A 26,764-nucleotide genomic window follows, 5' to 3' on the forward strand; every position below is an offset into this window, starting at 1 on the left:
TATGAAACGGCGTCTCCTGGGAACGACCTTGTGGGTCGCGGCCGTGGTCGTGGCCGGGCCGACCCTGGCCCAGCCCAGCTACCCGATCCCGTTTGATTCCGAGCGTGGCGTCTTCAGCTTCGCCGATCAGATCGAGAGGTCACTGCCGGCGGTCGTGCGCGTCACCACCCTGAACCGGGCGGCCAGCGGGACGGGTGCGCCGCGCGAAATCGCTGGCGGGTCTGGCGTCATCATCAACGCCGCCGACGGCATTGTGATTACCAACCATCACGTCGTCGAAGGGGGGAACACCTTCCGGGTCGACCTGATCGACGGTCGTTCCTTTGACGCCCAGCTTCTGGGTGCAGACGATGCGACAGACGTGGCCGTCCTGCAGATTGTCGGCACAGGTCTGACCCAGGTGGAGATTGCGGATTCCGAGCGTCTGCGAACCGGCGATCTGGTCTTCGCCGTGGGTCACCCCCTGGGCCTGGACCAGACCCTGACCATGGGGGTTGTGTCGGGGCTAGGGCGGTCCGGGATCGGCGATGCCATCGAGGACTACATCCAGACCGACGCGGCGGTGAACTCGGGCAATTCCGGTGGGCCGTTGCTGGATAGTGCCGGTCGGCTGGTCGGGATCAACACCGCCATCCTGTCCGGCAGCCTCGGGGGCGGGAATGACGGCCTGGCCTTCGCCGTGCCCAGCCGCATCCTGCTGGCCGTGGCCGACCAACTGCGCGAAAACGGACAGGTTCAGCGAGGGCGCATTGGGGTGACGATGGGGTCCCTGACCGCCGAACGGGCCAGACTGCTCGGCGCGCCGATCATCCGTGGCGCAGTGATCGAGGACGTTGCGCCGGGCTCACCAGCGGATCGGGCCGGGCTTCAGCGGAACGACATCATTATTCGAATCGGCAACCGGACCGTTGAAGGGTCCGGTGCTGTGACCTCTGCGGTCGGCATTGCGCGCCCCGGCGAACAGCTGGACCTGGTCTATCTGCGGAACGGTGCCGAACAGCGCACCACAGTGATCGTCGAAGCGACGGCACCGACGACGGTGCAGATTGCCGCGACAGGCGAGTCCGGCCAGGCCTTCGGCGCGGGCTTTCGCAGCATGCGCGCAACCGATCGGGCCCCCGAGGGCGTAGAGGCCGGGGCGCTGATCACCTTCGTCGAGCCGGGCTCAGTGGCGGCGGCGTCCGGCCTGATGGCGGGTGACGTCGTGGTTCGGGTGAACACCACCGATATCGCCACGGCGGATGATCTGGCCAAGGAGTTCCGGGACAATCCCGACGGGGTTCAGATGGTGGTGGCGCGCGGAGCTGAGCGCCTGCCGATCAGCTTGCGACCGACCTGATCCCCGAACGCAAAACGCCCGGGCGACCTGGGAGGGGAGGGGTCGGTCACCCGGGCGTCTTGCTTGGAGGAAGCGTCGGCCGGCCGGAGCCAGGAAACCCAGGGGGCTGGGGGGGCTGTTCAGGATCCGGATCTCAAGGTCACCGGCCAGCCGACAGGGTCTGTTTCGCCCCCCGGCATGGCCGTCGAAGGACGGAATTGCGACTTCTTCGCGGCCTTTCTCTTAAAGTTCTGAAACCTTACCGCGCGGAATTTGACGGGATGCCTTTCCCAAACATGCCCGGCGGGGTTAGGCTCAATTCTAATGAGCCTCGAAGTGACGCCGGATAGTTCGTCCCGGGGGCCGGTTTTCTTTCACCGGCTGGAGCTCAATGCGATTCTCAGAGTGTACGGACGTATGGTCGCGGCGGGCGAATGGCGCGACTATTCGCTGGGCGGCCACGACGACAGTGCCGTCTTTGCCGTGTTCAAGCGGTCGGGCGACGAGCCCCTGTACACGATCGAAAAGCGTCCGGCCCTGCAACGCCGCCAGGGCCAGTGGGCCATCCACGGCCAGGGTGGCCTGGTCCTCAAGCGTGGGCACGAGCTGGAACAGGTTCTGCGCTTCTTTGATCGCCGCCGGTTCTCGGTCGTCGAATAGGCGCACTCGGCATCCGGCGATGCCCTTGCCTCCTCGTCGCCCCCGGGGCTTGTCCCGACGTCCGATCTTCCGATCAGGTCGGAGGATCACGACCTGGCGTGCACTGGGTCGGGAATGACGAAGGACTGACCCGCGCGAGGAACGAAAAAGGCCCCGGATTTCTCCGGGGCCTCTCGATGTCGTTCGTGGGGTCTTGACCCTAATCGCGACCGCCGAAGATACGCAGCAGGAACAGGAACAGGTTCACGAAGTTGATGAACAGGCTCAGCGCGCCATAGCTGGTGGCCACGCTCATCGCCGCCTGATCGCCGCCCAGCTCATAGTAGGTCAGCTTGAGCCGCTGGGTGTCGAAGGCGATCAGCCCCGAGAAGATCAGCACACCGGCGTAGGTGATGATCCAGTAGAGCATCGACGAGTTCAGGAACATGTTCACCACCGAGGCGATGATCAGGCCGATCAGGGCCATGATCAGGAAGGTCCCGATGGCGCTGAGGTCACGCTTGGTGGTGTAGCCGAACAGGCTGAGGCCCGCGAAGGCCGCCGCTGTCACGAAGAAGGTCGTGGCGACGCTGGCACCTGAATAGACCAGGAAAATCCAGCCCAGGGAGGCCCCCATGGTGGCCACCACCGCCCAATAGAGCAGGTTGGTCATCACCGGCGTCGGACGGCGCATCAGGAACATGGAGCCGAACAGAAGGACCAGCGGCGCAAACTGCACCACCCAGCCCAACGGCGTCATGCCGACCATCGCGCCCCCGGGGCCGGCGACATAAAGCAGTTGGGTGACCGAGGGCACGTTGCCCACGACCCATGCCAGTGCGCCGGAAATCACTAGGCCAAGCGCCAGCTTGTTGTACACGCCCAGCATGAAGCCACGCAGGCCGGCGTCGGTCGCCATGTCGGCGCGGCCCTGAACGGCCGTGTCTTGTCTGAAATCGCTCATCGCGAATCCTGTCTCCCTTGGCATCCCGAACGGATGCGTTGGCGGAAATATCGTGATGGCCGGCTTCAAGTGCAAGGAAAACCGGAGCCTGGATGCGGAAACCTCTGCTAGAACATCGCCATGATCCGCCTGTTTGCCGCGATAGAGGTGCCTGAGTTGATCGGCCGCGATCTGGCGCGGCTCCAGACCGGGCTGCCGCGGGCGCGGTGGCGACCCCTGGAAGCCCTCCACATTACCCTTCGCTTCTTCGGAGAGATCGACGAGCGGCGCGCCGATGATCTCGACGCAGAGCTGGCGCGCGTGACCAGTCCGGCTTTCGATGTGGTGCTCAAGGGGGTCGGTGAGTTCGGCGAAGGTCATATGTCGGACGCCGTCTGGGCCGGCGTGGAGGCAAACGAGCGGTTGAATGTGCTGGCCGGTCGGTGCGAAGCGGCAGCGCGTCGGGCGGGGCTGGAACCCTCGACCCGGGCCTATCGGCCGCACGTCACCCTGGCCTATCTGCGGGGTTCGCCCACAGACCGCGTGGCCGGCTGGATTCGCACGCATAATCTCAAGACGCTTGAGCCGTTTCGGGTGAGCCGTTTCGGCCTCTATTCCAGTCGTCTGGGGCAAGGCGGCTCGACCTATACGCTGGAACGCGAGTACCTGATCGGATGATGCCGGAACCCCGCTCGGTCCTGTTTGTCCCCGCGACCAATGCGCGTGCGCTCGACAAGGCGCGCACCCTGGCCTGCGATGCCGTGGTGATCGACCTTGAGGATGCCGTCGGTCCGGCGGACAAGGACGCTGCACGCGCGTCGGCGCTGCAAGCCCTGCCCAAATTCGAAGACCGCGCCGCCGTGCGGATCAATGGCCCTGACACCGCTTGGGGCGATGCCGATCTCGAAGCCCTGACCGGGCGTGGCGCGCGGGCCCTGGTCCTGCCCAAGGTCGGTTCGCCCGACGATGTGCGCTGGGCCGGTCGTGCCGGTCTGCCAATCTGGGCTATGATCGAGAGCCTGGCCGGGGTGGTGAACCTGTCGGCCATTGCGGCGCAGCCGGGCATAACCGCTCTGATCCTCGGGCAGAACGATCTGGCGACCGAGATGAATGCGAGTCCGGGACCTGACCGTACGCCGCTGCATCTGGCGATGAGCCTGATCGTCACCACGGCCCGGCACCACGGTCATCTGGCTCTGGACGGAGTGTTCAATGCCTTTCGCGATGCCGATGGTTTTGAGGCGGAATGCCGTCAGGGCAGGGCTTTCGGCTTTCACGGCAAGACCCTGATCCACCCGTCCCAGATCGACCCGGCCAACGCCGCCTTTTCCCCTTCACGCGACGAGATCGAATGGGCGACGGCGGTGGTTGGTGCCTATGCGGCGCCGGGAGCTCAGGACGCCGGTGTGCTGTCGGTCGGCGGGGTTATGGTCGAGCGCCTTCATCTGGAGCGGGCGCAGCGGATTCTGGCGCGGGCCTAGCCCTCGCGTGGGGCTCCGCTTTCATCGGTGCTGTGCAGCCACTCGGTTGCGGCGGCACAACCGACCAGCTCCTCGCCGGCGATCTCGACCTGGGCCGTCAGGGGATAGGTGCGGTCGCTCATGCCGTCGGAACATTCGGTGGCCATCAAGCTGACGGTCAGGTCATTGCCCTCGGCGGTGGTGGTCTGCCAGGTCGCCGTTGTGCCCAGCACCTCCGGCGCGGGTCGAGGCGCGCGTTGCTCGGGGCGATCCACGCCGGAATAGACCATCTCCGTGCCCTCAAAGCCGACCGCCCAGAAGGGCTCGGTGCCCAGCACGGAAATATTGCCGGCCAGATCGACCCCGCCAAGTTCCATCGGCGGTGCTGTTTCGGACGGTGTCGTGGTGGCCGACCCGGCATCGGGTGCTCCGGCCTCAACCGTCGACTGGGGTTCGCAGGCGGCGAGGGACAGGGCTGTCAGGGCCGTGAGGGTCAACATCAGGCGCATGGTGTACCTCCGTTCTCGGGGGCAGTCCGCGCCTCAAATGCTGTCGCGTCAAGGCGAGTCGGTTATCGTCAGGGGATGAACGCCGACGCACAGCCCACGGTTCTGGAGTTTTTCGCGGGGGCGGGGCTGGCCCGTCTCGGCCTCGGAGGCTGGCGCACGGCCTTTGCCAACGATCTCGATCCAGCCAAAACGCGCGCCTATGCCGCCAACTTCGGATCGATGGGGCTTCGGCAGGATGATGTCTGGGACCTCTCAGTCGAGGACCTGCCGTCGGGTCGCGCAGACCTCGCGTGGGCCTCATCGCCGTGTCAGGATCTGAGCCTGGCCGGAACTCGCGGCGGCCTGACAGCCCGGCGGTCCGGTGCCTTCTGGGGGTTCTGGCGGCTGATCGAAGCCCTGGATGACCAGGGTCGAGCGCCGCGATTGATCGTCATCGAAAATGTCACCGGCTTGCTGACGTCGAACGGCGGCGAGGATTTTCGAACGCTGGCCGAAACCTTGGCCCACCGGGGTTGGCGTTTCGGCGCGCTGGAGATCGACGCGATCCGCTGGGTGCCGCAGTCGCGCCCGCGCCTGTTCATTGTCGCCACGCGCGATTCGGTTGCCGGCCTGTCGGGGCCATGTGCTCCATTTCACTCGCGCGGGGTCGTCGAAGCCCATGGACGCCTGTCGGGCGATGCCCGCGCGGCCTGGTGCTGGTGGGGGCTGTCGGAGCCGCTACCGATGAGGGGCGATCTGGATTCCCTGCTGGAACCTGATGCGGACGTGGTCTGGTTCGACGATGACCGGACCGCCCAGCTGTTGCGCCATCTTGGATCTTTGCACCGGCAACGTCTGGACGCCGCCGCGGCGTCAACGGGCCGTAGCGTCGGTACCGGCTTCAAGCGGGTGCGGATGGAGAAGGGGCGCAAGGTTCAGCGTCTGGAGATCCGTTTTGACGGGATCGCCGGCTGTCTGCGAACCCCGGCAGGCGGTTCATCACGCCAGTATGTCCTTGTCGCGCAAGACGGGGGCGTGCGCGCCCGGTTCCTGACCCCGCGTGAGGCCATGCGTCTGATGGGGGTTGGAGATGATTATCGCCTGCCGGCTTCCGTCAGTGCAGGGCTCAAACTGGCCGGGGACGGTGTCGCGGTGCCGGTCGTGCGGGCCTTGTCCGAAGGGCTGCTGAAGCCCTTGTTGGCAGGGCAGGCCGTCCGCGCGGCCTGAAACCTCAGATCAGCCCTGAGCCGGGCGCAGGTCTTCGGCGGAGGCCGTCATCACCGCTTCGCCGCCCTCGCGCTGCTGTTCGATGAGGGCGTCGATGCGGGCACGCTGGGCCTGGAAGGCGGCGAGGTCGCGGCCTTCGAGGATGACGCCACGCGGCATTTCCACCCCGCGCGGATTGATCCGTTGGCCGTTGCGCCAGATTTCATAGTGCAGGTGCGGGCCGGTCGAGGCCCCCGTCGAGCCGACATAGGCCACGACCTGACCCTGGCTGACGCGCTGGCCGGCGCGCAGGCCCGAAGCGAAGCGCGACAGGTGGGCGTAGCCGCTCTCCAAGCCGTTGGAATGGCGAATGCGAACCCAGTTGCCGTAGCCGCCCCAGCGCCGCGCCTCGATGACCACGCCATCGGCGGCGGCGACGACCGGCGTGCCGTAGCCGACCGCGAAATCAATGCCTTGGTGCATCCGGCGATAGCCGGCGATCGGGTGACGGCGCATGCCGAAGTTCGAGGAAATCCGCGCCCCGTCGACCGGCGTGGACATCATGCCGGAACGGACATTGCGACCGTTCTCGTCGAAATACTGAGCCTCGTCCGAACCGGCGGGCTGATAGCGGTAGAAGCGCACGCCCCTGACCTCGGCAAACAGCAGGTCGCCGGTCGAAACGGTCACGCCGCTTTCGGATACTGTCCGTTCGAACACCAGCGTCATCGGATCGCCGGCGCGCAGATCACGCGAAAAGTCCAGGCGGTGGGCGAAGACCTGGCTCATCTTGGCGACGACTGCCGAATTGGCCCCCAGGGCGATGGCCGACTGATGCAGGGTGCCGTGGATTTCACCGGAGGCGACGGTGGTTTCCTCGTGAACCTGTTCGGCCAGCTCGCGCACCCGCAGCGCGCCGTCGAAGTTGCGGGTTACCGTCAGCTGCGTGGCGGGTCCGGTCCGCAGCGTCAGACCGATGAGCTGCGCGGCCCCGCGGCCCGAGCGCGGACGCGAGACGGCGGTTTCGAAGCGCAGGCCCGCGCGAATGTTGACGGTGTCAAAGTCCTGATCCGCCAGAGTGCGGACGACCGCGGCGGCCTCATTGGCGTCGATGCCGGTGCGGGCCACGGCCTGGGCCAGGGTTTCACCCGAGCGAACCTCGACGGGGATCAATTCCGGGGTCTGCATGCCGTCCAGGGCGGAGGCGTCGGCAAAGGCGCGGGATTCCAGGCTGGCGAGCTGGGCTGGCGTCAGGCCGGCGGGCGAGGCCGAGGCTTCCATAGGCTGATAGACCCGCCACGTCAGGGCAGCGACCGCTACGGCGGCGCAAACCGTAAACAGGTGCGGAGACACTCGCACCGGCTGGCGTCGCGGATCGAATTGAGCCATGGGCCCCCCACTCGTTTCGCGGCGTCGTCAAGCGACACCGGGCCACACTCGGCCCAAAAACTAACCCGGCAACGCCTATACCGCGCGGCGTCACCTATTGAAAGACCGGGCCCCTCAGAAGGGAATCCCAATCGAATCCTAGCTTTCCTGACGTTGGCGGGCCGTTCTGACCCGTCACGAGAGAAAGGCTCGCATCCCGCCACAACTAATAGATTAACGTCTCATAGTGGTGCTTGGGACACGTTGTCGCGGGGCGTGGTGCAAGAGGGGCGCCGCCTTGCGCCCTTATGCGTTAGGCACACAAGGTGACGATCAGTGACGAAAAGCGGGCCGATTTGACTGACGGCGATGACAATCTACCGGCCCGCCGCAAGCGCCGAGGCTCTCGCTTCGCGCGCGGAGCCCATCAGCGAACCGGCCTTCTGGCTGTTGTGGGCGCTGTTTTTCTCGTCCTCATCATTGGCCTGCTGATCGCCTATTCGGCTCGCCGCGAGATTGCGCGGCAACTTCTGGTCGGATGGCTTGAGGATCGTGGGGTCCAGGCCGAGGTCCAGTTTGATCGATTTGATTTCAATCGTCTGGTTGCCTCCGTCAGAGCCGGAGATGCGGATGACCCCGATCTGGAGATCGAACGCGCAGAAGTTGATTTTCATCTCGGCATGCCCTGGTCGGGTGGCCTGGGTGTTCAACCGACCGGTATTCGACTGGTTCGTCCGCGCATCCATGCCCGTCTCGTCGATGGCCGGTTGAGCCTGGGCAGCCTGGACCCGCTGATTGAGGATCTGACGAGCCGCCCGCCTGCTCCGGATCGCGGCAGCCCGACCGTCGTGATCGAAGATGGCCGACTGCTGTTGGCAGGTCCCGGCGGAACCCTGGCGGTGCTTGCCGATGCCCGGATTGAAGACAATCGGCTGATCCGGCTGGATGCCGGACTGCCGCCGACCCGTCTGCAAGGGGAAGATTTGACCCTGGACCTGCGCCGCGCCGGGATCGCTGTGCGCACGCGCGGAGATCGGTCGGCGTTGGCGGTCGTGGCCGACGTCAATGCCTGGACCTTTGCGGGCCTGTCAGGAGAACAGGCCGCGCTTCGGCTGGCGGGCCACATTCCCTATCCCCAAACGGCACGCCGCCAGGTGCACGGGCCTGTCGATATGCGCCTGACCGGCCAGGTCGCAGAACTGGCCTGGCAAGGCGGCGGTGCGCGGGGTGTTGATCTCGATCTGGATTTTGAGGGTCGCGGGACCGGCTGGGTCGAGGCATTTGCCCTGCTCGGCGGACTGACGGGTCAGATAACGTCTGAGGCCCTGTCGGCAGGTGAGGCGAGGGTAACGCGCGCCGCTGTGAACCTGGACGGACGGCGGGTGCGCTTGAGCCGCCGGCAGGATTTGCGGTGGTCCTATGAGGGGGGCGTGCGGGTCGCGGTCGGTGCCGTCGATCAGGGCAGCCTGTCGGCCGAGGCGCTGATGATACAGGCTGAGAATCTAAATGCCGGTGGAGCCGGGGGCACAAGCCGGATCCAGTCGCAGTTGGTGTTGACAGCAGCGGCCCTGCGACAGGATTCCTTGGCGTTGACGGATGTGGCGGGCGAGTTCGACCTGGACAGCCGCCTGGCCGAGGGAGGGCGGACCTCTCTGGAGGGGGGTGTTCGCTCGCGTGGCGGAAGCTGGCAGGTGCTGGGGCCGGTCGGCCCCGGTGATGTCCCCGAGCAGATCGCCCTGAAGAGGGCTCTTCAGGCCTTTGCTTTCGAGGCACCCGGCCTGACCGTTCAGAGCGATGGCGGCGGCACCACCGTGGATCTGACGCGCCCGGCGCGTGTCCAGCCGGTTGCCGGCGGCGAGGTTCTCATCACAGCGCTGGGCCGGCAGGCCCTGTATTCCAATCGGGATCGTCGCGCACCGGGCGGCAGTCTGCTTATTCAAGCGCGCGGGGGTGGTTTGCCGCAGGCGAGGGTAGAGGTGCCTCGCTATGTGATGGCTGACGGCGGCATCGCAGCCGCCATCGACGGTGAAGCCGCATTTGATTTCGGCATGGCTCGGGGCGCGCGGCTTGCGACAGCCGGGATGCTGAGGATCGGCGGTGGGCGCACGACCTATTCTGCGGCGGCCTGTTTCCCCTTTAGCGCGGCCCTGCTCGACCTCGGTGACAATGATGTCGCGGACGTGACGACCCAGATTTGCCCTGTTGAGCAACCGATGTTGACGATTGCCGACGGCTGGAGGTTTGAAGCGCAGGCGCGCAGCCTTCGCGCGGCGGCCCCCTTCCTCGGCATGGCGGTTTCAGATGCCACGGCCCGCGTCTCGGCACGGGATAGCGGGGGGGCGCTGGGCATTGAGGCGGCCATCCAGAGCGGTCTGATCCGCGACACAGGGGCTGAGGCGCGGTTCCATCCCTTGCGGGGGTCAGGCCGGGTCCGCTTGGCGGACCAGGACTGGACCGGACAGCTTCATCTCGTCGAACCCAGTCAGGGGCATCGGATTGCCGATGTTGCCATTCGCCATGCGGGCCGAACCGGAGCAGGCGGGGTCCAGTTCGACGCCACAGGGATTGAGTTCGCGCCCGGCGGACTCCAGCCAGGCCAGATCAGCCCGCTGGGCGATGGCCTGGTCAGCAGCCCGGTCACGGGTCGAGCCGATTTTACCGGCGCGTTCGACTGGAGCCCTTCCGGCACGGCGAGTGGGGGCCGGTTCGTCACGCCCGGTATCGACTTTGTCAGTCCGATGGGGCCCGTTCGGCAGCTTCAAGGAGAGGTTACCTTCGTCAGCCTGGCTCCGCTGACGACGGCTCCCGGACAGCATCTGACGATCGGTCAGATCGACGCCTTTGTGCCCCTGACGAATGTGACGGTCGATCTGGGCCTGAACGCTGCCAGCCTTCGCATCTCGGGAGGCCGGGTTGCGGTGGCGGGTGGCTTTGCATCCCTGGAGCCGACCGAGATACCGTTCGATGCCAGCCAGTCGTGGGATGGTGTTCTGTTGCTGGACAGGGTCCAGCTGGGGGATCTTTTCGCGGCGTCGAGTTTCGCCGAGGCGGTCCAGCTGGATGCGGTCGTCTCGGGGCGGTTGCCGTTTGTCTATGGACCCAACGGCATCACCGTTGTCGGTGGAGAGGTTCATGCGGTGCAGCCGGGGCGTCTGTCGATCGCGCGAGAAGCCCTGACCGGGATGGCGGCGGCCGGCGGCGGCGAAGCCGTCCCGCCCAATACGGTGCAGGACTTTGCCTATCAGGCGCTGGAACACCTCTGGTTTGACCAGCTGGATGCCGAGCTGAACAGCCTGCCGCAGGGGCGCCTGGGGGTGCTGTTCACCATCCATGGACGCCACGACCCACCTGAGGAGCAACAGATTCGACTGGGCCTGGTCGAACTGCTCCGGCGCGACTTCCTGAACCGGGTTCTGCCCTTGCCGTCGGGCACCCAGATCAATCTGACACTGGACACCTCGTTCAACCTGGATCAACTGATCGACGACCTGATGGAAATTCAACGGGCCAGGAACATGTCGGAACGCAACCCATGACGTTCAGTCGTCGTTCAGCCCCCAGAGGCTTCAATCTTCCCTGAAAGGAGACGCCCGGCGTGACCAAGACAGAAGCGGCCATTGCGGCCACCATTGCCCTTGTAATGACAGGCGTGGCCTGTACGCCGACTGTGCGCGTTCAGGTCGATCCGATCACCATCTACGCCAAGCTGGATGCGGATGTCCGTATCCGGCTGGACCAGGAAGTGCGCGACCTTATCGCGCAGAACCCAGACCTGTTCTGAGGAGGAGGTCACCATGTCGAAACGCCTTTTCATCGCCCTGACCGCCGTCGCTGGCCTTGCCGGTCTTGCTGCGGCCCCCGCCATCGCCAATGCCGCCGCAACGGTCATGTCGCGACAGGATATGCGCGCCACCGTCAACCAGGCCAAGGCCGATGGCATCATCGGCGAAATGTCCGACGGCTATGTGGGGGTCCGCCAGGAAGCCCGGATGACGCCGGCGATCCGTGCCGCCATGTCCGAAATGAATGCCGGGCGCGCCGAACTGTATCGTCAGGCCGGGCAAGCGGCGGGCACGACGGCCGCCGCAGCCGGCGCTTCGTCGTACCAGCAGCGATTCAGCAGCATCCCGGCGGGTCAATGGTACCGCGACGACAGCGGCACCTGGCGTCAACGGTGAGGGCCCCGGCCAGCGCGGGCCTAGAGCACCCGCGCTTCGGCCACCGTCGCGATCAGCCGGGTCAGGTCTTGCGGGCGCGACAGGCGATGGTCGCCATCCTTGATAAGTGAAAACACGACGTCCGGGCCGGCGATCTTCTCGGCCAGTTCCAGGGCGTGCTGCCACGGCACGGGCTCATCTTCGGCTCCCTGAAGGATGCGAACCGGGCAGACAATGTCGATCCGCGCGTCCAGCAGCGACCATTGCCGCGCCTCGTCGAAAAAGGTTCGTGTCAGGTCATAGGGGCCGTCGAAATCATCGGTCACGGTATGCAGGCCCGTCGTCAGAATTTCCTTCTGAACTTCGGGGGCCAGGCTCGGCCACATCAGGCGATGGGCAAAATCCGCCGCCGGTGCGATCAGCACCAGAGCCGCCAGACGGTCGGGCCGGGCCAGCGAAGCCAGGCACGCGACCCAACCTCCCATTGATGAGCCAACCAGCACGATGGGCCCTTCGATCTGGTCCATCACGGCGATGAGATCCTCTCGCCAGCGCCCGATGGTCGCCTGCCGCCAGTCGCCAGACGACTCGCCGTGAGCGAAGTGGTCGTACCTCAGATAGGCCCAGCCATTCGCCTCTGCCGCCTCAGCCAGGGCCGCGGCCTTTGTGCCCCCCATGTCAGAGCGCCAGCCCCCGACCCAGATGACGGTCGGCCCGTCTCCTTCGATCCGCCGCCAGGCCAGGCGCGCGCCATCGGGACGTTCGAGAAAGCCGGAGGTTTCAGTCATGGCGATGATCCAGTAATCAGGCGGTGTGATCTCCCTGCCCCGAGACTTCGTCCTGCTGCAAGTGGTCCCGGAATTGAACGCCGGGGGCGTGGAACGTACTGCGCTCGATGTGTCCAGTGCCGTGGTCGCGGCCGGGGGGACGTCCTTGATCGCCTCGGCGGGGGGGCGGCTTGAACCGGAGCTGACGGCCGGCGGAGGCGAACTGATCCGCTTGCCGGTCCAGTCCAAAAACCCCCTGACCGTCGCCGCCAACCTGTTTCGCCTGAACAAGATCATCCGCGATCGCAAGGTTAGCCTGGTCCATGTTCGGTCGCGCGCTCCGGCCCTGTCGGCGATACCGGCGGCACGGTTGGCCGGTGTGGCGGCGCTGACCACCTATCACGGTGTCTACAACGCGCGTTCGGCCCCAAAGCGTTGGTACAACGGCATGATGACGCGCGGTCGCCATGTCATCGCCAATTCTGACTTCACCCGCCGCCATGTGCTGGACACCTATGGTCTGGACCCACGGCAGGTGACGGCGGTGCCGCGAGGCACGAATCTGGAGTGGTTTGACCCCCAGGCCGTCACAACAGAGCGACTGACGACGGCGCGCAACTTCCTTGGCATTGGCCCGACCGAGCGGCGAACGGTGTTTCTGTTGGCGGGGCGTCTGACCCGCTGGAAAGGGCAGTTGCTGGCAGTCGAGGCGGCGCGGCTGCTCAAGGCCGGCGGTCGCAACGACTTTCTGCTGGTCATGGTCGGCGACGATCAAGGCCGGATCGCCTATCGCGCCGAGATCGAGCGAGCCGTGTCGGCGGCAGGGCTTGATGATTCCGCGGTCGTGGCGGGGCATTTCACCGACATGCCGGCGGCCTGGCTGGCGGCGGATGTCGGCCTGGTGCCCTCCCTGGACCCTGAGGCCTTCGGGCGCACCGCTGTCGAGCCCCAGCTGATGGGGCGGCCCGTGGTTGTGGCGGCCCATGGCGCGCCGGTCGATACGGTTATTGATGATGAAACCGGCTGGTTGTTCCGCCCAGGCGACGCCGAGGATCTGGCCCGTCGCATGATACAGGCGCTGGATGCCGGCCCGGAACAGCGCCGAGCCATGGGGCGGGTGGCCATGACGCGTGCGCGTCAGCTCTACTCGGTGGAGGCCATGCTGGACGGCACATTCGCCGTCTACGCTCAGGTGCTGGAAGAGGCCTGGGAGCAGGGCTAGGTTCGCGTCATGGAAATCCTCGCGCCCATCTCCGTTGGCGAACTTGTCGACAAGATCACGATCCTCAGGATCAAGCGCCAACGGCTGGCTGCGGCTGACAAGCTGGCCAATGTCGAACGGGAACTGGCCAAGCTGGAAACCCTGATGGCGGGCTTGCCCCAGGACGAGGCCTTTCTCGACCTCGTTGAGCAACTCGAGGCGGTGAACGCGACCCTCTGGGATATTGAGGAACTCAAGCGCACCCACGAGCGCGAGGGGCGCTTTGACGATGCCTTCATCGACCTGTCCCGACAGGTCTATCTGCGCAACGATGATCGGGCCGCGATCAAACGCCGGCTCAACCTGCGTGCCGGTTCGTCGATCATCGAGGAAAAATCCTATGGCTGAACCGCCCGACGAGGCGCGTCGCAGCCTGTTTATCACCAATACGCGGATCGGTGACGCGGTCCTGACGACCGGGCTGCTCGAGGTCCTTCATGCCGAGGCTCCCGATAACCGCTGGACCGTGGTGGCCGGCCCGGTCGCGGCCCCACTGTTTGCCGAAGCGCCCTTCGTCGAACGTGTCATTCCCTTGAACAAGGTGCGGTTCAGCCTGCACTGGGCGATGCTGTGGTGGCGGCTCGTTGGAACGCGCTGGGCGACGGTTGTGGATCTGCGCGGTTCGGCCATCTCGAGGATACTGCCGGCGGAGCGGCGATTCATCCGGCAGTCCATACGCTCGGATCGACGCCACAAGGTGGTTCAGGCCGCGGCTGTGATCGGTCGTGACTCCCTGCCGCCGGAGCCGCGTCTGCACGTGTCGCAGGGCACGCGAGACGCTATGGCACCCCGCCTGCCGCCGAACCGGTTGCTGGCCCTTTCGCCGTCGGCCAATCGGATTGGCAAGACCTGGCCACTGGATCGCTATGTGGAGCTGATCGATCGCCTGACCGCGCCAGGGGCGGCGTTGGCCGGGTGGAGCGTGGCCGTTCTGGGCGGGGCCGAGGATCGCCCGGCGGCACAACAATTGGTTCAGGCCCTGCCGGGACGGGCGGTGCTGGACTTTACCGGTGAGCCTCTGATCCCCACGGTTGCCTTGCTGGAACGAGCCGATCTGTTTGTCGGCAATGACTCGGGCCTGATGCATATGGCGGCCGCCGTCGGATGCCCGGTGGTGGCCCTTTTTGGCCCGACCGATGAGCGTCTCTATGGCCCCTGGACCCAACAGCGGCGCGTTGTCCGCGCCGTGGCCGAGGAGGTGACCTTCGGTCCGACGTCGCGCACCGTCTCGGAAACCCACAGCCAGATGTTGGGCGTGACCGTCGATCAGGCCTTTGACGGCGTAACCGACCTTGCGGCCAGCTTGCCAGACAGGGGTTTGAGGCCCATATAGGGCGGGCCCGAGCCTGCTCGTGGTGCGCCCTTTCGCGCGCGCGCCGGTTTCGGGATTTGATGTTCAACGACCACAGGAGTCGAAGCCTATTCGCCGCCCCATGCAGGCGCCCCCCGTCAAGGACGGGCCGCGCACCAACCAAGACATTCGTGTTCCCCGCGTTCTTCTGATTGATCAGAACGGCGAGAAACAGGGCGAAATGCCCACGTCCGCCGCGCTTGAAGCCGCCGAAGAGGCCGGGCTGGATCTCGTCGAGATCGTGCCCAATGCCAATCCGCCCGTCTGCAAGATCATGGACTACGGAAAATTCCGGTTCCAGGAACAGAAGAAGAAGAACGAGGCACGCAAGCGGCAGAAGGTGGTCGAACTCAAGGAGATCAAGCTCCGTCCGAACATCGACACCCACGACTACGACGTGAAGGCCAAGGCCATGCACCGGTTCTTTGAGGCCGGTGACAAGGTCAAGGTGACCCTGCGGTTCCGTGGCCGTGAAATGGCCCACCCCGAACTGGGCATGAAGCTGCTGCTCAAGGTCAAGGAAGACTTCGACGAGGTGGCCAAGGTCGAATATGAGCCCAAGATGGAAGGCCGCCAGATGATCATGATCCTGGCCCCGAGATAGGCCGCGGACCTCATTACAAAGCCGTCAGCGCCGCGTCCCGAAGAGGGGCGCGGCGTTTTCATTTCTGATCGTCACCCTAGGGGCTGACCCGAGGACCGGACGGCCCGCCGCTCAGCGTAGCCGGAATGACCGCTCAACCCGCCGCCCGATCCTCGGATCAAGTCCGAGGATGACGAGAGGGAGAACCGCAAACGTGGTTAATCCTCATTAAGATACAATATCTTGTAGGGAACAAAACCCGAATCGTCGCGTGTCGATGATTCGGTCCTGATTCGTTTCGCCCGTGTTCCGAGGCCGGGTGCACGGGCGTTAATCCTTCGGGTAGATCGCGGGATGGCCGGACAGGTCATTCGTCAGCGGGGGAATTTGTCGCAGGTGCCGGTGCCCAGATCTGCTTCACGCCGCAGACCAGATGGAATAACCTCGATACATGAATTGGGAGCGGTCTCGGTACCGGTGAAACATGATCAAATTTATTGCCCCTTCTGCGGTCTTGGCCCTCGTCGCGATGGCTGGGGGTGCCCAAGCCCAGGAGGTGTCCTGGGCAGGTCCCTACGCGGGAGCCAATATCGACTACTCCCGGGCGAACGTGGAGTCTTCGGGCGTTGGACGGATTGACTGGTTGAGCGAGACGCCTGCGTTCCGCTCTGACGTGTTCTCGGCCTGGTCAGCGGACCTGGAGGGCGAGAGCTTCGGTGGGGGTCTGTTTGCGGGTTATCGCCGACAGTTTTCCAGCGGTTTTGTCGTCGGCGGAGAGGTCCGGTACGACTATCTGTCGCTCGACGACAGCCGAATGACCCCCCAACGTGCGCCTCACCCCGCTTCGCCAGGGGTAACCTACGCCTTTGGCAACTCCTATGAGGTCCAACAGTCCGTTTCCGCGAATCTGCAGCTTGGGTTCGCGATGGATGATTTCCTGGGCTACGCCATCGTCGGCTACACCACGGGCGACGTGTCTGGCACGGCGGAGGTCCTCGGCGCGAACGGTTACAGCAAGTTCGGCGAAGGGTCCGATTGGGTGTCGGGCTACAATTTCGGGTTTGGCGGTGCCTATCGCGTCAGCGATCGGATGTCGGTGACGGCCGAATTTGTGCACACGGAACTCGATTCTCTGGATTTCACGACGGACTATCGTCCTGGTTCGACCTTCGCACCTCCGGCCTTTGACTACGCCGAAGATTTCAGCGTGGAACCAAACTACAACACGCTTCGCGTCGGGGTTGCCTTCCAGTTCTGAACCAGGCCACGGTGGACGGTCGTTGGCTGGGGCTGATCGGGGCCTAGACCCGTTCGACCGTTGCCGGCGTGGCACTTGAGGAATCGTTTCCGCAAGCCCAGCTTTCGCCTATGAGCGACCGCTCCCCAGGCCATGGCCCGTCGCGCGTCACCGCCGTGCTCGGGCCGACCAACACCGGCAAGACCCATCTGGCGGTCGAGCGGATGTGCGGGCATGCCTCGGGCATGATCGGCCTGCCGCTGCGCCTCTTGGCGCGGGAGGTCTATGACCGGGTCGTGGCCCTCAAGGGCAAGGCGTCCGTCGCCCTGATCACCGGCGAGGAGAAGATCGTCCCCGGTCGGCCCAGCTATTGGGTGTCGACGGTCGAGGCGATGCCGCTGGAACGGTCGGTCGATTTCCTGGCCGTCGACGAAATCCAGCTGGCCGCCGACCCGGCGCGCGGCCACATCTTCACCCACCGCCTGTTGAATGCGCGGGGCCGGTTCGAGACCATGTTCCTCGGCGCCGGGACGATGGAACCGCTGATCCGGCGTCTCTTGCCGGATGTCCATATCGAGACGCGCGACCGGTTCTCGACCCTGACCTATGCCGGCCCGCGGAAGCTGACCCGCCTGCCGCCGCGCAGCGCCGTGGTCGCCTTTTCCGCCGATGCCGTCTACGCCATCGCTGAGCTCATTCGCCGTCAGAGGGGCGGGGCCGCCGTGGTCATGGGCGCGCTCAGCCCCCGCACCCGCAATGCCCAGGTCGAGCTGTATCAGTCAGGAGAGGTGGACTTCCTGGTCGCCACCGATGCCATCGGCATGGGCCTGAACATGGACGTCGATCACATCGCCTTCGCCGCCCTGCGAAAGTACGACGGCAAACGCACCCGCTGGCTGGCCCCGCCCGAGGTCGGCCAGATCGCGGGCCGGGCAGGGCGCTTCACCCGCGACGGCACATTTGGCGTCACCGGCGACTGCGACGACATGGACGCCGATCTGGTCGAGGCGGTCGAGAACCATGACTTTGAACCCGTCCCCGCCATCGAATGGCGTTCGGGCCGGCTGGACCTGACGACCCTGCCGAACCTGATGGCCTCGCTGGCCCGCCCGCCTGAGCGTCAGGACCTGCGCCTGGCCGCCGAGGCGCTGGACGAAACCACCCTGCGCCGCCTCGCTGCCGACGCTGATATCGCCGCGGCCTGCCGCGACCGGTCAAAACTGATCAAGCTGTGGGACGCCTGCCAGATCCCCGACTTCCGCAAGACCAGCCTGGACGAGCACCTGCGCCTCGTGCGCGAGGTGTTCGAGGCCCGGACCGGCCCCGGCCACCGGCTGTCCGAAGACTGGATCGCTCCCCAGTTCGCCGCGCTGAACTCAACCGCCGGCGAGATCGACGTCCTGGCCGGGCGGCTGTCGCACATCCGCACCCTGGCCTATCTGGCCAACCGGCCCCAGTGGCTGACGAACACCGACCACTGGCGCGGCGAAACTCAGGCGCTTGAGGAGCGCCTCTCCGACGCCCTGCACGAACGGCTCAAGGCCCGCTTCGTCGATCGCCGCACCTCGGTCCTGATGCGGGCTCTGAAAGACAGCTCCGTCCATGCCCAGGTGTCCGACGCCGGCCAGGTTACCGTTGAGGGCGAGACGGTCGGCACCCTCGATGGCCTGGTCTTTGTCAGCGAGGCGGCGACCACAACGGTCGCCGACCGCACCCTCAGGACCGCCGCCCGCCGGGCGGTTGAGCCTGAGGTTGTCCGCCGCCTGGGGGCCTTGGCCGCCGATCAGGACAGCGCCTTCGATCTTTTGCCGGACGGCACCATCACCTGGAACGGAACCGCCGTCGCGGCGCTTGCTAAGGACGCCCGGCCGTTCCAGCCCCGCGCCCGCCTATTTGGCGAGCTGGGTGCCGCCCCCGCCCGCGAGCGCGCAGTGCGCCGGGTCGAGGCCTATCTGGCCGCCGAAAGTGCCCGCCGGCTGCAATCGCTGCATCGCCTGAACACGGCGCTCACCAACGGCAAGCTGAAAGGCCTGGCTCGTGGCGTGGCCTGGCGGCTGGTCGAGGCCTGGGGCCTGATCGACCGCGGCGAGGTCGAGGCCGATCTCGCGGCCCTGTCCAAGGTCGAACGGCGGGCCCTTCGCATGCTGGGCGTCCACATCGGCGCCCATTCCCTGTGGCTTCCTCAACTCCAGACAAAAAAACCCCGCGCCTTCCTCACGGCCCTGGCCCTGCCGCTCGACCCCGCCAGCCCTCAGGTTCTGGCTGCCGGCGGCGCGCGCAAGGTTGGCGACCTCACCGTCTCCGCCGACACCCTCGAACGCTGGGCCGAAGCGCGCCGCGAGGCGCAGGGCAAGCCCCTGGCCGAGGACGTGCTGTCCGCCCTCGGCTGGACCGAGGATCAGGCGAAGCAGGTCGCGGCGGCTCTGAAGAAGGCCGCGCCGAAAATGCCGAAGCCGGAACGAGCGGAACGGATCGTCCGCGACTCGCCGTTTGCGGCTCTCTCCAGCCTGCCCTCTGACCCGCCGTCCTTCTCCCGGAGGGGGAATGGGGCTCCCGCGCTTCGGCGCGCGAAGCGTAACGGTCCGCGCGGGGGATGAGGGGCTAGCCTGGGAGGGAATGAAAGTAGTCAGCTCTTCCGCTAAGCTAACCCAATATCGTCTCGCGCCGAGAACCTGCGGCAGTGCAGGCCTTTGCCCTTCGCAATCGATGCGAGCGCATACCGCCGCCGTCCCCCTTGGCACCAACCAACTGCCGTTCGTTGACGTGACCATGACCATCCCGGAAAGAACTTATGTTGCTGTTTTGTCCGCCAAAGGCCATCAAACCTGAATGGCGGAGTCTATGGATAATGATTCGAAGCGCCCTGCGCTAAGAGTGATCCACCTGTTGGGAGGACATCGGGCATTTGACCTTGGCGGCGAGCAAGTTCGGATTGGGCCTGACTTTCCGCGCCGCTTCCTAGAAATCCCAACCCGGCCATACGCTGAGACGTTCCGGGCGCTTCAATCTATCGGATTGCGGCCCATCGGTGTCGAGTTTCTGACTCGGGCTACTCAGATCGGTGCCGATGCGCCCGACTTTCAGACATTTGACATTAGGGCTGGATATACGGCGATGACTGGAAGGCACGAATGGTCCCAGGTCCAGAACATCGAGACGCAGAGATCATCCCAAATTCTTGATGTTTCAAGCCGCTTTTCGACTTACTATCGCTTGCTAACCTACCGCGTATTAGGTTTGAGCGAAGCCTATCGTTCGACCCTAATTGGGCAGTTGACGGACTTTGACGGTTCTTATCGCATCCCCGAAGATGGTACGCTGTTCTCGAACGGATTTCGGACCGCGCTAGAAGCTGCCATTCACGCATTCCTCGCCGACGCCGCTTGTCTAAGGGACTTGATAGCGGAGGCAATCTGGAAGCTGGTCCTGCGCGAACCCTCGACCGATGTGACGACCCTGCGGACCTTCATCAAGCGTACAAAACAGAGAAAGGACGACCATCCAATCGTTCGTCAGGTTCACGAGGCCGCCGAGGAGGATGGATGGCTGTTCACCCTCACCAGCTTGCGGAATGCGGTCATCCATATAGCTCCAATGGGAAATGCTCACGAGTTGAGCGAATGCCAAGTCCGATTTCAGGCTCTACAAGGCGGGTCAATCCCCACAATCCACTATCCCCTCCTCTCGTCTAATGGACGGGTGCGGCCTTCGCAGGATCCGGTCGATTTTTATGACGACGAGATCCGAGAAGTGCGGCTTGCCGATTACGACGCCTTTGTAAAATCGAGCATGGATGCTCTTGAGTATCTCTGTGGTTGCCATTTTCGCCTTGTGCGAATGGCAACTGATGTCCGAGTTGCAGCGCAGCTGGATCACAAAATGCTGGAACTCACCGATAAGGACATTATTGGGCCGGTACGAATTGCTCGTATTTAGCGTGGCAGCGTAGCCATTTGCTTCTGCCAATTCGACGGAAGCCTTTTTTGCGCGGCGTTGGCTCGCACAGTCGTCTGGATACATTATCTGGCTGTCTTTGAGCCCCGCACTCAACTGCCCCTCCCACCCCATAAAACCCAATTTCACCTACCGATCGCGCTCCCCCGTCATCGCCCAAAATCCCGCCTTTATCCCCGCCCATCTGACCGTTCCCACAATGACCGGATGAGAAATCCAGACCCAAACCCCACCGGCTCCCCCCCTCAATCGGACGCCTCCGCGCCCGAAATGCCGCCCGAGGCCCCGTCCACCCCCGACCTATCCGCGCTTGACGAACTCATGAGCCACATGCGCGAGGACTATCTCGCCGGCGACAGCGCGCCGGTGGTGGGGGAGCGGTACGGCGTGTCCGTGCGCACAGTGCGCCGCAAGGCGGCTGAGGGCGGCTGGCGCAAGGCCGATACCGATCCGATGTTGCGCGTCGACGCGCCGCCCTGGGGGGTTCGCCCGCTTCAGCGTAAAGTCGATATCATCCACGACAGCCCCGAGTACAAAGAGATCGCCGCCGCGCGCGAGCAGGACACCATGAATCTCCTGTTCACGCCCGAACCTGAGGACCTCCAGGGCTTCGCCTTCCGCCGCGCCTGTGAGGCCGCCGCCATGAACAAACCGGCCCAGGCCACCGCCTGGCTCCGCGTCCAGCGCATGATCGTCCAGTGCGGCCCCGTACCCGATCCCTACCGGGACGCCTTTTCGCCTGACGACCATCTGCGCGCCGCCATGTTGCGCGCCATGGGCGAGTCCGGTCCGGAAACGTCCTCAGACGACGACGCCTCTCCGGGTGAGGCCGAAGGCTGATGGCACGGTTGGCACGGTGTTTTCGGGCCTCACTGGCTCTATTGCTCAGTGCCCGCTAGTCCTGTCGGCGACGCCACAGGAGATCCCCAATGCAAACCCTCGGCTACGCCGCCCAATCGCCCGACAGCCCGCTCGCCCCGTTCCATTTCGAGCGCCGCGATCTTCGTCCCAACGATGTGGCGATGGAGATCCTCTATTGCGGCGTTTGCCACTCGGATCTGCACACGGCTCGAAACGACTGGGGCGGCACGGTCTATCCGGCGGTGCCGGGTCACGAGATCGTCGGCCGCGTCACCGGCGTCGGGCCTGAGGTCACGCGCTTCAAGGAGGGCGACCTGGCGGCGGTCGGCTGTCTGGTCGACAGCTGCCGCACCTGTGATCAGTGCGAGAAGGGCGAGGAGCAGTACTGCCGCACCGGCCTGACCGGCACCTACAACGCGCGCGACCGCGTTGATGGCTCCAACACCTATGGCGGCTATTCCAAACACATCGTGGTGCGCGAGGAATTTGTTCTGACCCTGCCCGCCGGCCTCGATCCAGCCAAGGCCGCACCGCTGCTGTGTGCAGGCATCACCACCTATTCGCCGCTTCGCACCTGGGGCGTGAAGGCCGGCAGCCGCGTCGGCGTCGTCGGTCTGGGCGGTCTGGGCCACATGGCGGTCAAGCTGGCCGTGGCCATGGGCGCGGACGTCACGGTGATGAGCCGTTCCGCCGACAAGGAGGCCGACGCGCGCGAACTGGGGGCCCAGCATTTCCTGAACACGTCCGACAAGGCCGCCATGAAGGCCGCCGGTTCGAGCTTCGACCTGATCATCGACACCGTCCCGGTCCAGCACGACCTGATGCCCTATGTGCCGCTGCTGGATGTCGATGCCACCCTGTGCCTGGTCGGTCAGCTCGGCCCGGCGCCGGACCTGAACACCGCGCCCCTGGTGCTCAGCCGCAAGCGCATCGCGGGCTCCCTCATCGGCGGCATCCCCGAAACCCAGGAGATGCTCAATTTCTGCGCCGAAAAGGGCGTCTTGCCCGAGGTCGAGATGATCCGGATGGACCAGATCAACGACGCCTTCGACCGCATGGAAAAGTCTGACGTGCGCTATCGGTTCGTCATCGACATGAGCTCTTTGTAGGCGTCGCCTTGCGCCGCCGCCCAGACGGCCTCACAGACGGCCCATGACGGCCTTCCATCAGATCCTTGGCAACAATCTCGTCGCGAACATCACCAACTTCACGGTCTGGTTCGCCCTGACCTTCTGGGTGTTTCTGCAGACCCAGTCGGTCTTTGCCACCGGCATGATCGCGGGCCTGTATCTGGTGCTGATCGCCGGGACGGCCATCTGGTTCGGCAGCGTCGTTGACCATCATCGCAAGAAGCGTGTGATGCTGGCTTCCAGCGCGATTTCGTTCTGCTTCTATGGCGCGGCCCTGGGACTCGTGGCGATGACGCCCGCCGAGCGGTTTCAGGATGTGGCCGGCTTTCAGGTCTGGGCGCTGATTGGCCTGACCATGTTTGGGGTTCTGGCGGGAAATCTGCGCTCAATCAGCCTGCCGACCCTGGTGACCCTGCTGGTACCGGAGGATCGTCGGGATCGCGCCAATGGGTTGGTGGGCATGGTGTCGGGCTTCGGCTTCCTGACCACCTCGGTGATCTCAGGCCTACTGGTCGCCTGGGGCGGGATGACGGCCACCCTGATCCTGGCCATGGGCCTGAGTGCCTTGGTCTTCCTGCATCTGACGTCGGTGCGGCTGGACGAGCCGGAGCCCGAGGCCGGATTGGATGAGGCCCCCCGGCAGGTTGATCTGCGCGGCACCATCGCCATCATCGCCGGCGTGCCCGGCCTGTTTGCCCTGATCTTTTTTTCGACCTTCAACAACCTCCTGGGCGGGGTCTTCATGGCCCTGATGGATGCCTATGGCCTGTCGATGATGGAGGTGCAGCAGTGGGGCCTGTTGTGGGGGGGTGTGTCGGTCGCCTTCATTGCATCGGGCCTGGTCATCGCGCGCGCAGGCCTGGGGCGAAACCCCCTGCGAACCCTGATGATCGTCAATCTGATCGCCTGGGCCGGTGCGGCCGTCTTTACGATCCAGCCGTCGATCTGGCTGCTGGCTGGCGGCGCGGCTCTGTGGATGTTCCTCGGCCCCTATGGCGAGGCGGCCGAGCAGACCACCCTGCAAAAGGTCGTCCCCTATGAGCGCCAGGGGCGGGTGTTTGGCTTTGCCCAGTCGGTCGAGCAGGCAGCCTCACCGATGACGGCCTTTCTGATCGGACCGATCACCCAGTTCTGGGTCATTCCGTTTATGAGCCAGGGTGGACTGGGGGCCGAGCTCATCGGCGACTGGTTCGGCACCGGCCCGGCCCGCGGGATCGCTCTGGTCTTCTGTATCTCAGGCCTGGCTGGCGTGGTCCTGACGATCCTGGCCTTCAACTCGGGCTATTACCGTCGCCTGTCCGCCGTCTATCTGGAGGCCCCGGAGCCTGAGACGGAGACACAGGCACCATGAAAGCAAAAAGAGGCGACCCGCTGCCCGGCCGCCTCTCTCTGTTCGTCCGCGTTCGCCCCGTCGTCAGGCCGTCAGGTCGAACCGGTCGGCGTTCATCACCTTGGTCCAGGCCTTGATGAAGTCGGCCGTGAACCGGTCGCCGCCGTCGGCCGAACCATAGACCTCCGCCAGCGCCCGGAGTTGCGAGTTGGAGCCGAAGGCCAGGTCAACCCGCGACGCCGTCCAGCGGTCCTTGCCGGTGGCCCGGTCAAAGCCGATGAAGGCCTCGTCATGGCTGCCGTCCTTGACCTTCCAGGCCGTCGACATATCCAGCAGGTTGACGAAGAAGTCGTTGGTCAGCTGGCCCGGACGATCCGTGAACACCCCGTCGGTCGAGCCGCCGTGGTTGGCCCCCAACACGCGCAGGCCCCCAACCAGCGCCGTCATTTCCGGGGCCGTCAGGCCCAGAAGTTGCGCCCGGTCGACCAGCAGGTCCTCGGTGCGGACGTTGAAGCGCTTCGGACGATAGTTGCGGAAGCCGTCAATCTTGGGTTCCAGCCACTCGAAGTTCTCGATGTCGGTCTGCTCGGCCGAAGCGTCCGTGCGGCCCGGGGTGAACGGCACCTCGATCGACTTCCCCGCCGTCTTGGCCGCCTGCTCGATGCCGACAGAGCCGCCCAGCACGATCAGATCGGCGATCGAGACATTCTTGCCCGACGACGCCTTGATGCCCTCATAGACTTCGAGAACCTTGGCCAGGTTGTCGGGCTCATTGGCGTCCCACTCCTTCTGCGGGGCCAGACGGATGCGACCGCCATTGGCACCGCCCCGGTGGTCGGAACCGCGATAGGTGGAGGCCGAGGCCCAGGCCGTCTTGACCAGGTCTGACACCGAAAGGCCCGAACCGGCGATGGCGGCCTTCAGATCGGCGATGTCGGCATCCGTCAGCTTCGGTCCCGTGTGGGCCGGGATCGGGTCCTGCCAGATCAGGTCTTCGGACGGGACTTCCGGTCCCAGGTAGCGCGCCTTGGGGCCCATGTCGCGGTGGCACAGCTTGAACCAGGCGCGCGCGAAGGTGTCGCCGAAATAGGCGGGATCGGCGCGGAATTTCTCCATGATGGCCCGAAAGCCCGGATCGACCTTCAGCGCCATGTCGGCGGTGGTCATCATGGTCGGCACCTTCTTGCCCGGCGTGTGGGCGGCGGGGGCCTGGGTATCGGCGGGGTTGCCGACCGGCTGCCACTGTTTCGCGCCCGCGGGCGAGCGGACTAGCTCATATTCGTGATCCAGCAGCATGTCGAAGAAGGTCATGTCCCAGGTCGTCGGGGTCGGCGTCCAGGAGCCCTCGATGCCCGAGGTGATACTGTCGTCGCCCTTGCCCGAGCCATAGGTGGAGATCCAGCCGAAGCCCTGCTGGATGATGTCGGCCCCTTCCGGTGCCGCGCCGACCTTGGAAGCATCGCCGCCGCCGTGCGCCTTGCCGAAGGTGTGACCCCCGGCCGTCAGGGCCGCAGTCTCTTCGTCGTTCATGCCCATGCGGCGGAAAGTCTCGCGAATGTCGCGGGCCGACAGCAGGGCTTCAGGCACGCCGCCGGGGCCTTCCGGGTTCACATAGATCAGGCCCATCTGGATGGCGGCCAGCGGCTCTTCCAGGGCCTTATCCGCGTCCGGCTGGATGCGCGTCTCATTACCCTCTTCGCCGACCCACTGGGCCTCGGTGCCCCAGTAGACGTCCTTTTCGGGCTCCCAGACATCGGCACGACCGCCGCCGAAACCGAACACCGGGCCCCCCATCGATTCGATGGCGACATTGCCGGCCAAGATCATCAGGTCGGCCCACGACAGGCTCTGGCCATACTTGGCCTTGATCGGCCACAAGAGGCGACGGGCCTTGTCCAGGTTGCCGTTATCCGGCCAGGAGTTCAGCGGCGCAAATCGCTGCTGACCGGCATTGGCCCCGCCGCGCCCGTCGGCCGAGCGATAGGTGCCGGCCGAGTGCCAGGCCATGCGGATGAAGAAGGGGCCATAGTGGCCATAGTCCGCTGGCCACCAGTCCTGGCTGTCGGTCATCAGGGCCGTCAGGTCACGTTTGACCGCCGCATAGTCCAGCTGCTTGAACGCCTCGGCATAGCTGAAGCCCGGGTCCAGCGGATCGCCGGACTTGCCCTGCTGGTGCAGGATGTCCATCGACATCTGGTTTGGCCACCAGTCGGCATTGGTGCGGCCCAGCAGGGAACGGAGCGAGCCGGGCTCCTTGTTCGGGTCCTTCTTGGGGGTTCCGGCGTTTCCGTCCATGGGGGCGTCCTATCTGCTGTAGGGTTGTCTAAGATCCTTGTTGTACGCCTCTCAGGTGAGAAGGCTAAACTGATAATCTCGATGCAGGAGATAGGTTACGTTTATGGTTGAAGACGTGTGCCGGATCGACGTCTGGCTGTGGCGCGCGCGTTTCTTCAAGACCCGGGGCCTGGCGGCCCGGTTCGTCGACGAAGGCAGGGTGCGTCGAACCCGTGAGCGGTCCGGCGAAGTTCGCCTCGACAAGGCCAGCCGCACCGCCCGGCCCGGCGATCGGCTGGTGTTCGTGCTGGGATCGCGCGTGGTCGAGCTGACTATCGCCAACTGCGGCGTGCGGCGCGGCCCGGCGGCGGAGGCGCGCAGACTTTACCACACGGAGGGACTGGAGCCCGTGGATGGCGGCCACGATTGCTGACCTT

Annotated in this window: 24 protein-coding genes; 19 read left to right on the plus strand and 5 right to left on the minus strand. The window is 65.3% G+C overall.

Going from position 1 to position 26,764, the window contains the following annotated elements; all coding sequences use genetic code 11:
* Position 1 precedes the first annotated feature (1 nt).
* A complete protein-coding gene (locus tag G391_RS14140; protein ID WP_051257196.1) occupies positions 2-1,339 on the plus strand; it encodes a trypsin-like peptidase domain-containing protein in 1,338 nt (445 codons plus the stop codon).
* Between the two features lie 303 nt (positions 1,340-1,642).
* The gene (locus tag G391_RS0106760; RefSeq protein WP_029086841.1) at positions 1,643-1,978 is read left to right on the plus strand and encodes a DUF2794 domain-containing protein; all 336 of its coding nucleotides are present in this window, start codon (positions 1,643-1,645) and stop codon (positions 1,976-1,978) included.
* Between the two features lie 199 nt (positions 1,979-2,177).
* Here the strand turns inward: G391_RS0106760 and G391_RS0106765 are convergent, their stop codons facing one another.
* Positions 2,178-2,921: a Bax inhibitor-1/YccA family protein gene (locus G391_RS0106765; RefSeq protein WP_029086842.1), complete on the minus strand. Its 744-nt coding sequence runs from the start codon at positions 2,919-2,921 to the stop codon at positions 2,178-2,180.
* A gap of 120 nt (positions 2,922-3,041) precedes the next feature.
* Between G391_RS0106765 and thpR the strand changes: the two genes are divergently transcribed.
* Both thpR and G391_RS0106775 read left to right on the plus strand, forming a co-directional pair.
* Entirely contained in the window at positions 3,042-3,578 is a 537-nt protein-coding gene (gene thpR / locus G391_RS0106770) for an RNA 2',3'-cyclic phosphodiesterase (protein ID WP_029086843.1), read from the plus strand.
* Positions 3,575-4,381 carry an HpcH/HpaI aldolase/citrate lyase family protein gene (locus tag G391_RS0106775; protein WP_245572056.1) on the plus strand — a complete coding sequence of 269 codons (807 nt, stop codon included), beginning with the start codon at positions 3,575-3,577 and terminating at the stop codon, positions 4,379-4,381. The genes thpR and G391_RS0106775 overlap by 4 nt, the downstream gene beginning before the upstream one ends.
* On the opposite strand, the gene G391_RS0106780 is transcribed toward G391_RS0106775, so the two are convergent.
* Positions 4,378-4,869, minus strand: coding sequence for a hypothetical protein (locus tag G391_RS0106780; protein ID WP_029086845.1), 492 nt, complete (start codon positions 4,867-4,869; stop codon positions 4,378-4,380). The genes G391_RS0106775 and G391_RS0106780 overlap by 4 nt on opposite strands.
* Positions 4,870-4,944: 75 nt before the next feature.
* On the opposite strand from G391_RS0106780, the gene G391_RS0106785 reads away from it, so the two are divergent.
* Positions 4,945-6,075, plus strand: coding sequence for a DNA cytosine methyltransferase (locus tag G391_RS0106785; protein ID WP_029086846.1), 1,131 nt, complete (start codon positions 4,945-4,947; stop codon positions 6,073-6,075).
* A 9-nt stretch (positions 6,076-6,084) separates the two neighbouring features.
* On the opposite strand, the gene G391_RS0106790 is transcribed toward G391_RS0106785, so the two are convergent.
* Positions 6,085-7,443 (minus strand): M23 family metallopeptidase, encoded by a 1,359-nt coding sequence (locus tag G391_RS0106790; RefSeq protein ID WP_035303953.1) that lies wholly within the window; start codon positions 7,441-7,443, stop codon positions 6,085-6,087.
* Positions 7,444-7,748: 305 nt separating this feature from the next.
* On the opposite strand from G391_RS0106790, the gene G391_RS14145 reads away from it, so the two are divergent.
* From G391_RS14145 to G391_RS0106805, 3 genes are all read left to right on the plus strand, one after another.
* A complete protein-coding gene (locus G391_RS14145) occupies positions 7,749-10,958 on the plus strand; it encodes an intermembrane phospholipid transport protein YdbH family protein (protein ID WP_051257197.1) in 3,210 nt (1,069 codons plus the stop codon).
* Positions 10,959-11,062: 104 nt separating this feature from the next.
* Entirely contained in the window at positions 11,063-11,203 is a 141-nt protein-coding gene (locus G391_RS0106800; protein ID WP_156893896.1) for a YnbE family lipoprotein, read from the plus strand.
* 13 nt (positions 11,204-11,216) lie between these two features.
* Complete coding sequence (locus G391_RS0106805) at positions 11,217-11,600, plus strand: DUF1318 domain-containing protein (protein WP_029086849.1); 384 nt, start codon at positions 11,217-11,219, stop codon at positions 11,598-11,600.
* 20 nt (positions 11,601-11,620) lie between these two features.
* Here G391_RS0106805 and G391_RS0106810 read toward each other — a convergent pair whose 3' ends face one another.
* Positions 11,621-12,367, minus strand: a complete 747-nt coding sequence (locus tag G391_RS0106810) for an alpha/beta fold hydrolase (protein ID WP_029086850.1) — start codon at positions 12,365-12,367, stop codon at positions 11,621-11,623.
* A gap of 25 nt (positions 12,368-12,392) precedes the next feature.
* Between G391_RS0106810 and G391_RS0106815 the strand changes: the two genes are divergently transcribed.
* From G391_RS0106815 to G391_RS0106860, 10 genes are all read left to right on the plus strand, one after another.
* Positions 12,393-13,568, plus strand: a complete 1,176-nt coding sequence (locus G391_RS0106815; RefSeq protein ID WP_156893875.1) for a glycosyltransferase family 4 protein — start codon at positions 12,393-12,395, stop codon at positions 13,566-13,568.
* A 9-nt stretch (positions 13,569-13,577) separates the two neighbouring features.
* Positions 13,578-13,955, plus strand: a complete 378-nt coding sequence (locus G391_RS0106820) for a DUF6165 family protein (RefSeq protein ID WP_029086852.1) — start codon at positions 13,578-13,580, stop codon at positions 13,953-13,955.
* Positions 13,948-14,940: a glycosyltransferase family 9 protein gene (locus tag G391_RS14150; RefSeq protein ID WP_051257198.1), complete on the plus strand. Its 993-nt coding sequence runs from the start codon at positions 13,948-13,950 to the stop codon at positions 14,938-14,940. The genes G391_RS0106820 and G391_RS14150 overlap by 8 nt, the downstream gene beginning before the upstream one ends.
* A gap of 100 nt (positions 14,941-15,040) precedes the next feature.
* Positions 15,041-15,562: a translation initiation factor IF-3 gene (gene infC / locus G391_RS0106830; RefSeq protein WP_029086853.1), complete on the plus strand. Its 522-nt coding sequence runs from the start codon at positions 15,041-15,043 to the stop codon at positions 15,560-15,562.
* 463 nt (positions 15,563-16,025) lie between these two features.
* Positions 16,026-16,799 carry an outer membrane protein gene (locus G391_RS0106835; protein WP_029086854.1) on the plus strand — a complete coding sequence of 258 codons (774 nt, stop codon included), beginning with the start codon at positions 16,026-16,028 and terminating at the stop codon, positions 16,797-16,799.
* Between the two features lie 110 nt (positions 16,800-16,909).
* Positions 16,910-19,375 (plus strand): helicase-related protein, encoded by a 2,466-nt coding sequence (locus tag G391_RS0106840; protein ID WP_029086855.1) that lies wholly within the window; start codon positions 16,910-16,912, stop codon positions 19,373-19,375.
* Between the two features lie 232 nt (positions 19,376-19,607).
* A complete protein-coding gene (locus G391_RS0106845; protein ID WP_029086856.1) occupies positions 19,608-20,714 on the plus strand; it encodes a hypothetical protein in 1,107 nt (368 codons plus the stop codon).
* Positions 20,715-21,053: 339 nt separating this feature from the next.
* Positions 21,054-21,572 (plus strand): hypothetical protein, encoded by a 519-nt coding sequence (locus tag G391_RS0106850; protein WP_156893876.1) that lies wholly within the window; start codon positions 21,054-21,056, stop codon positions 21,570-21,572.
* 89 nt (positions 21,573-21,661) lie between these two features.
* Positions 21,662-22,702 (plus strand): NAD(P)-dependent alcohol dehydrogenase, encoded by a 1,041-nt coding sequence (locus G391_RS0106855; protein ID WP_029086858.1) that lies wholly within the window; start codon positions 21,662-21,664, stop codon positions 22,700-22,702.
* A gap of 43 nt (positions 22,703-22,745) precedes the next feature.
* Positions 22,746-24,074 carry an MFS transporter gene (locus G391_RS0106860; protein WP_029086859.1) on the plus strand — a complete coding sequence of 443 codons (1,329 nt, stop codon included), beginning with the start codon at positions 22,746-22,748 and terminating at the stop codon, positions 24,072-24,074.
* A 63-nt stretch (positions 24,075-24,137) separates the two neighbouring features.
* On the opposite strand, the gene katG is transcribed toward G391_RS0106860, so the two are convergent.
* The gene (katG, locus tag G391_RS0106865) at positions 24,138-26,348 is read right to left on the minus strand and encodes a catalase/peroxidase HPI (protein WP_029086860.1); all 2,211 of its coding nucleotides are present in this window, start codon (positions 26,346-26,348) and stop codon (positions 24,138-24,140) included.
* 103 nt (positions 26,349-26,451) lie between these two features.
* Here katG and G391_RS0106870 point away from each other — a divergent pair, with 103 nt between their 5' ends.
* Positions 26,452-26,760, plus strand: a complete 309-nt coding sequence (locus G391_RS0106870) for a S4 domain-containing protein (RefSeq protein ID WP_029086861.1) — start codon at positions 26,452-26,454, stop codon at positions 26,758-26,760.
* The last annotated feature ends 4 nt before the right edge of the window (positions 26,761-26,764 follow it).

The organism is Brevundimonas aveniformis DSM 17977 (genome assembly GCF_000428765.1).
GTDB lineage: Bacteria > Pseudomonadota > Alphaproteobacteria > Caulobacterales > Caulobacteraceae > Brevundimonas > Brevundimonas aveniformis.

Excerpts from the sequence above, each read along its gene's own strand:
- G391_RS0106870 (WP_029086861.1), top strand. The coding sequence starts at position 26,452 with ATGGTTGAAGACGTGTGCCGGATCGACGTCTGGCTGTGGCGCGCGCGT.
- G391_RS14150 (WP_051257198.1), top strand. The coding sequence starts at position 13,948 with ATGGCTGAACCGCCCGACGAGGCGCGTCGCAGCCTGTTTATCACCAAT.
- G391_RS0106790 (WP_035303953.1), bottom strand. The coding sequence starts at position 7,443 with ATGGCTCAATTCGATCCGCGACGCCAGCCGGTGCGAGTGTCTCCGCAC.
- G391_RS0106775 (WP_245572056.1), top strand. The coding sequence starts at position 3,575 with ATGATGCCGGAACCCCGCTCGGTCCTGTTTGTCCCCGCGACCAATGCG.
- katG (WP_029086860.1), bottom strand. The coding sequence starts at position 26,348 with ATGGACGGAAACGCCGGAACCCCCAAGAAGGACCCGAACAAGGAGCCC.
- G391_RS0106845 (WP_029086856.1), top strand. The coding sequence starts at position 19,608 with ATGGCGGAGTCTATGGATAATGATTCGAAGCGCCCTGCGCTAAGAGTG.
- infC (WP_029086853.1), top strand. The coding sequence starts at position 15,041 with ATGCAGGCGCCCCCCGTCAAGGACGGGCCGCGCACCAACCAAGACATT.
- G391_RS0106765 (WP_029086842.1), bottom strand. The coding sequence starts at position 2,921 with ATGAGCGATTTCAGACAAGACACGGCCGTTCAGGGCCGCGCCGACATG.
- G391_RS14140 (WP_051257196.1), top strand. The coding sequence starts at position 2 with ATGAAACGGCGTCTCCTGGGAACGACCTTGTGGGTCGCGGCCGTGGTC.
- G391_RS0106850 (WP_156893876.1), top strand. The coding sequence starts at position 21,054 with ATGAGCCACATGCGCGAGGACTATCTCGCCGGCGACAGCGCGCCGGTG.
- G391_RS0106785 (WP_029086846.1), top strand. The coding sequence starts at position 4,945 with ATGAACGCCGACGCACAGCCCACGGTTCTGGAGTTTTTCGCGGGGGCG.
- G391_RS0106805 (WP_029086849.1), top strand. The coding sequence starts at position 11,217 with ATGTCGAAACGCCTTTTCATCGCCCTGACCGCCGTCGCTGGCCTTGCC.
- G391_RS0106760 (WP_029086841.1), top strand. The coding sequence starts at position 1,643 with ATGAGCCTCGAAGTGACGCCGGATAGTTCGTCCCGGGGGCCGGTTTTC.
- G391_RS0106860 (WP_029086859.1), top strand. The coding sequence starts at position 22,746 with ATGACGGCCTTCCATCAGATCCTTGGCAACAATCTCGTCGCGAACATC.
- G391_RS0106835 (WP_029086854.1), top strand. The coding sequence starts at position 16,026 with ATGATCAAATTTATTGCCCCTTCTGCGGTCTTGGCCCTCGTCGCGATG.
- G391_RS0106800 (WP_156893896.1), top strand. The coding sequence starts at position 11,063 with ATGACAGGCGTGGCCTGTACGCCGACTGTGCGCGTTCAGGTCGATCCG.
- thpR (WP_029086843.1), top strand. The coding sequence starts at position 3,042 with ATGATCCGCCTGTTTGCCGCGATAGAGGTGCCTGAGTTGATCGGCCGC.
- G391_RS0106840 (WP_029086855.1), top strand. The coding sequence starts at position 16,910 with ATGAGCGACCGCTCCCCAGGCCATGGCCCGTCGCGCGTCACCGCCGTG.
- G391_RS0106855 (WP_029086858.1), top strand. The coding sequence starts at position 21,662 with ATGCAAACCCTCGGCTACGCCGCCCAATCGCCCGACAGCCCGCTCGCC.
- G391_RS0106780 (WP_029086845.1), bottom strand. The coding sequence starts at position 4,869 with ATGCGCCTGATGTTGACCCTCACGGCCCTGACAGCCCTGTCCCTCGCC.
- G391_RS0106820 (WP_029086852.1), top strand. The coding sequence starts at position 13,578 with ATGGAAATCCTCGCGCCCATCTCCGTTGGCGAACTTGTCGACAAGATC.
- G391_RS0106810 (WP_029086850.1), bottom strand. The coding sequence starts at position 12,367 with ATGACTGAAACCTCCGGCTTTCTCGAACGTCCCGATGGCGCGCGCCTG.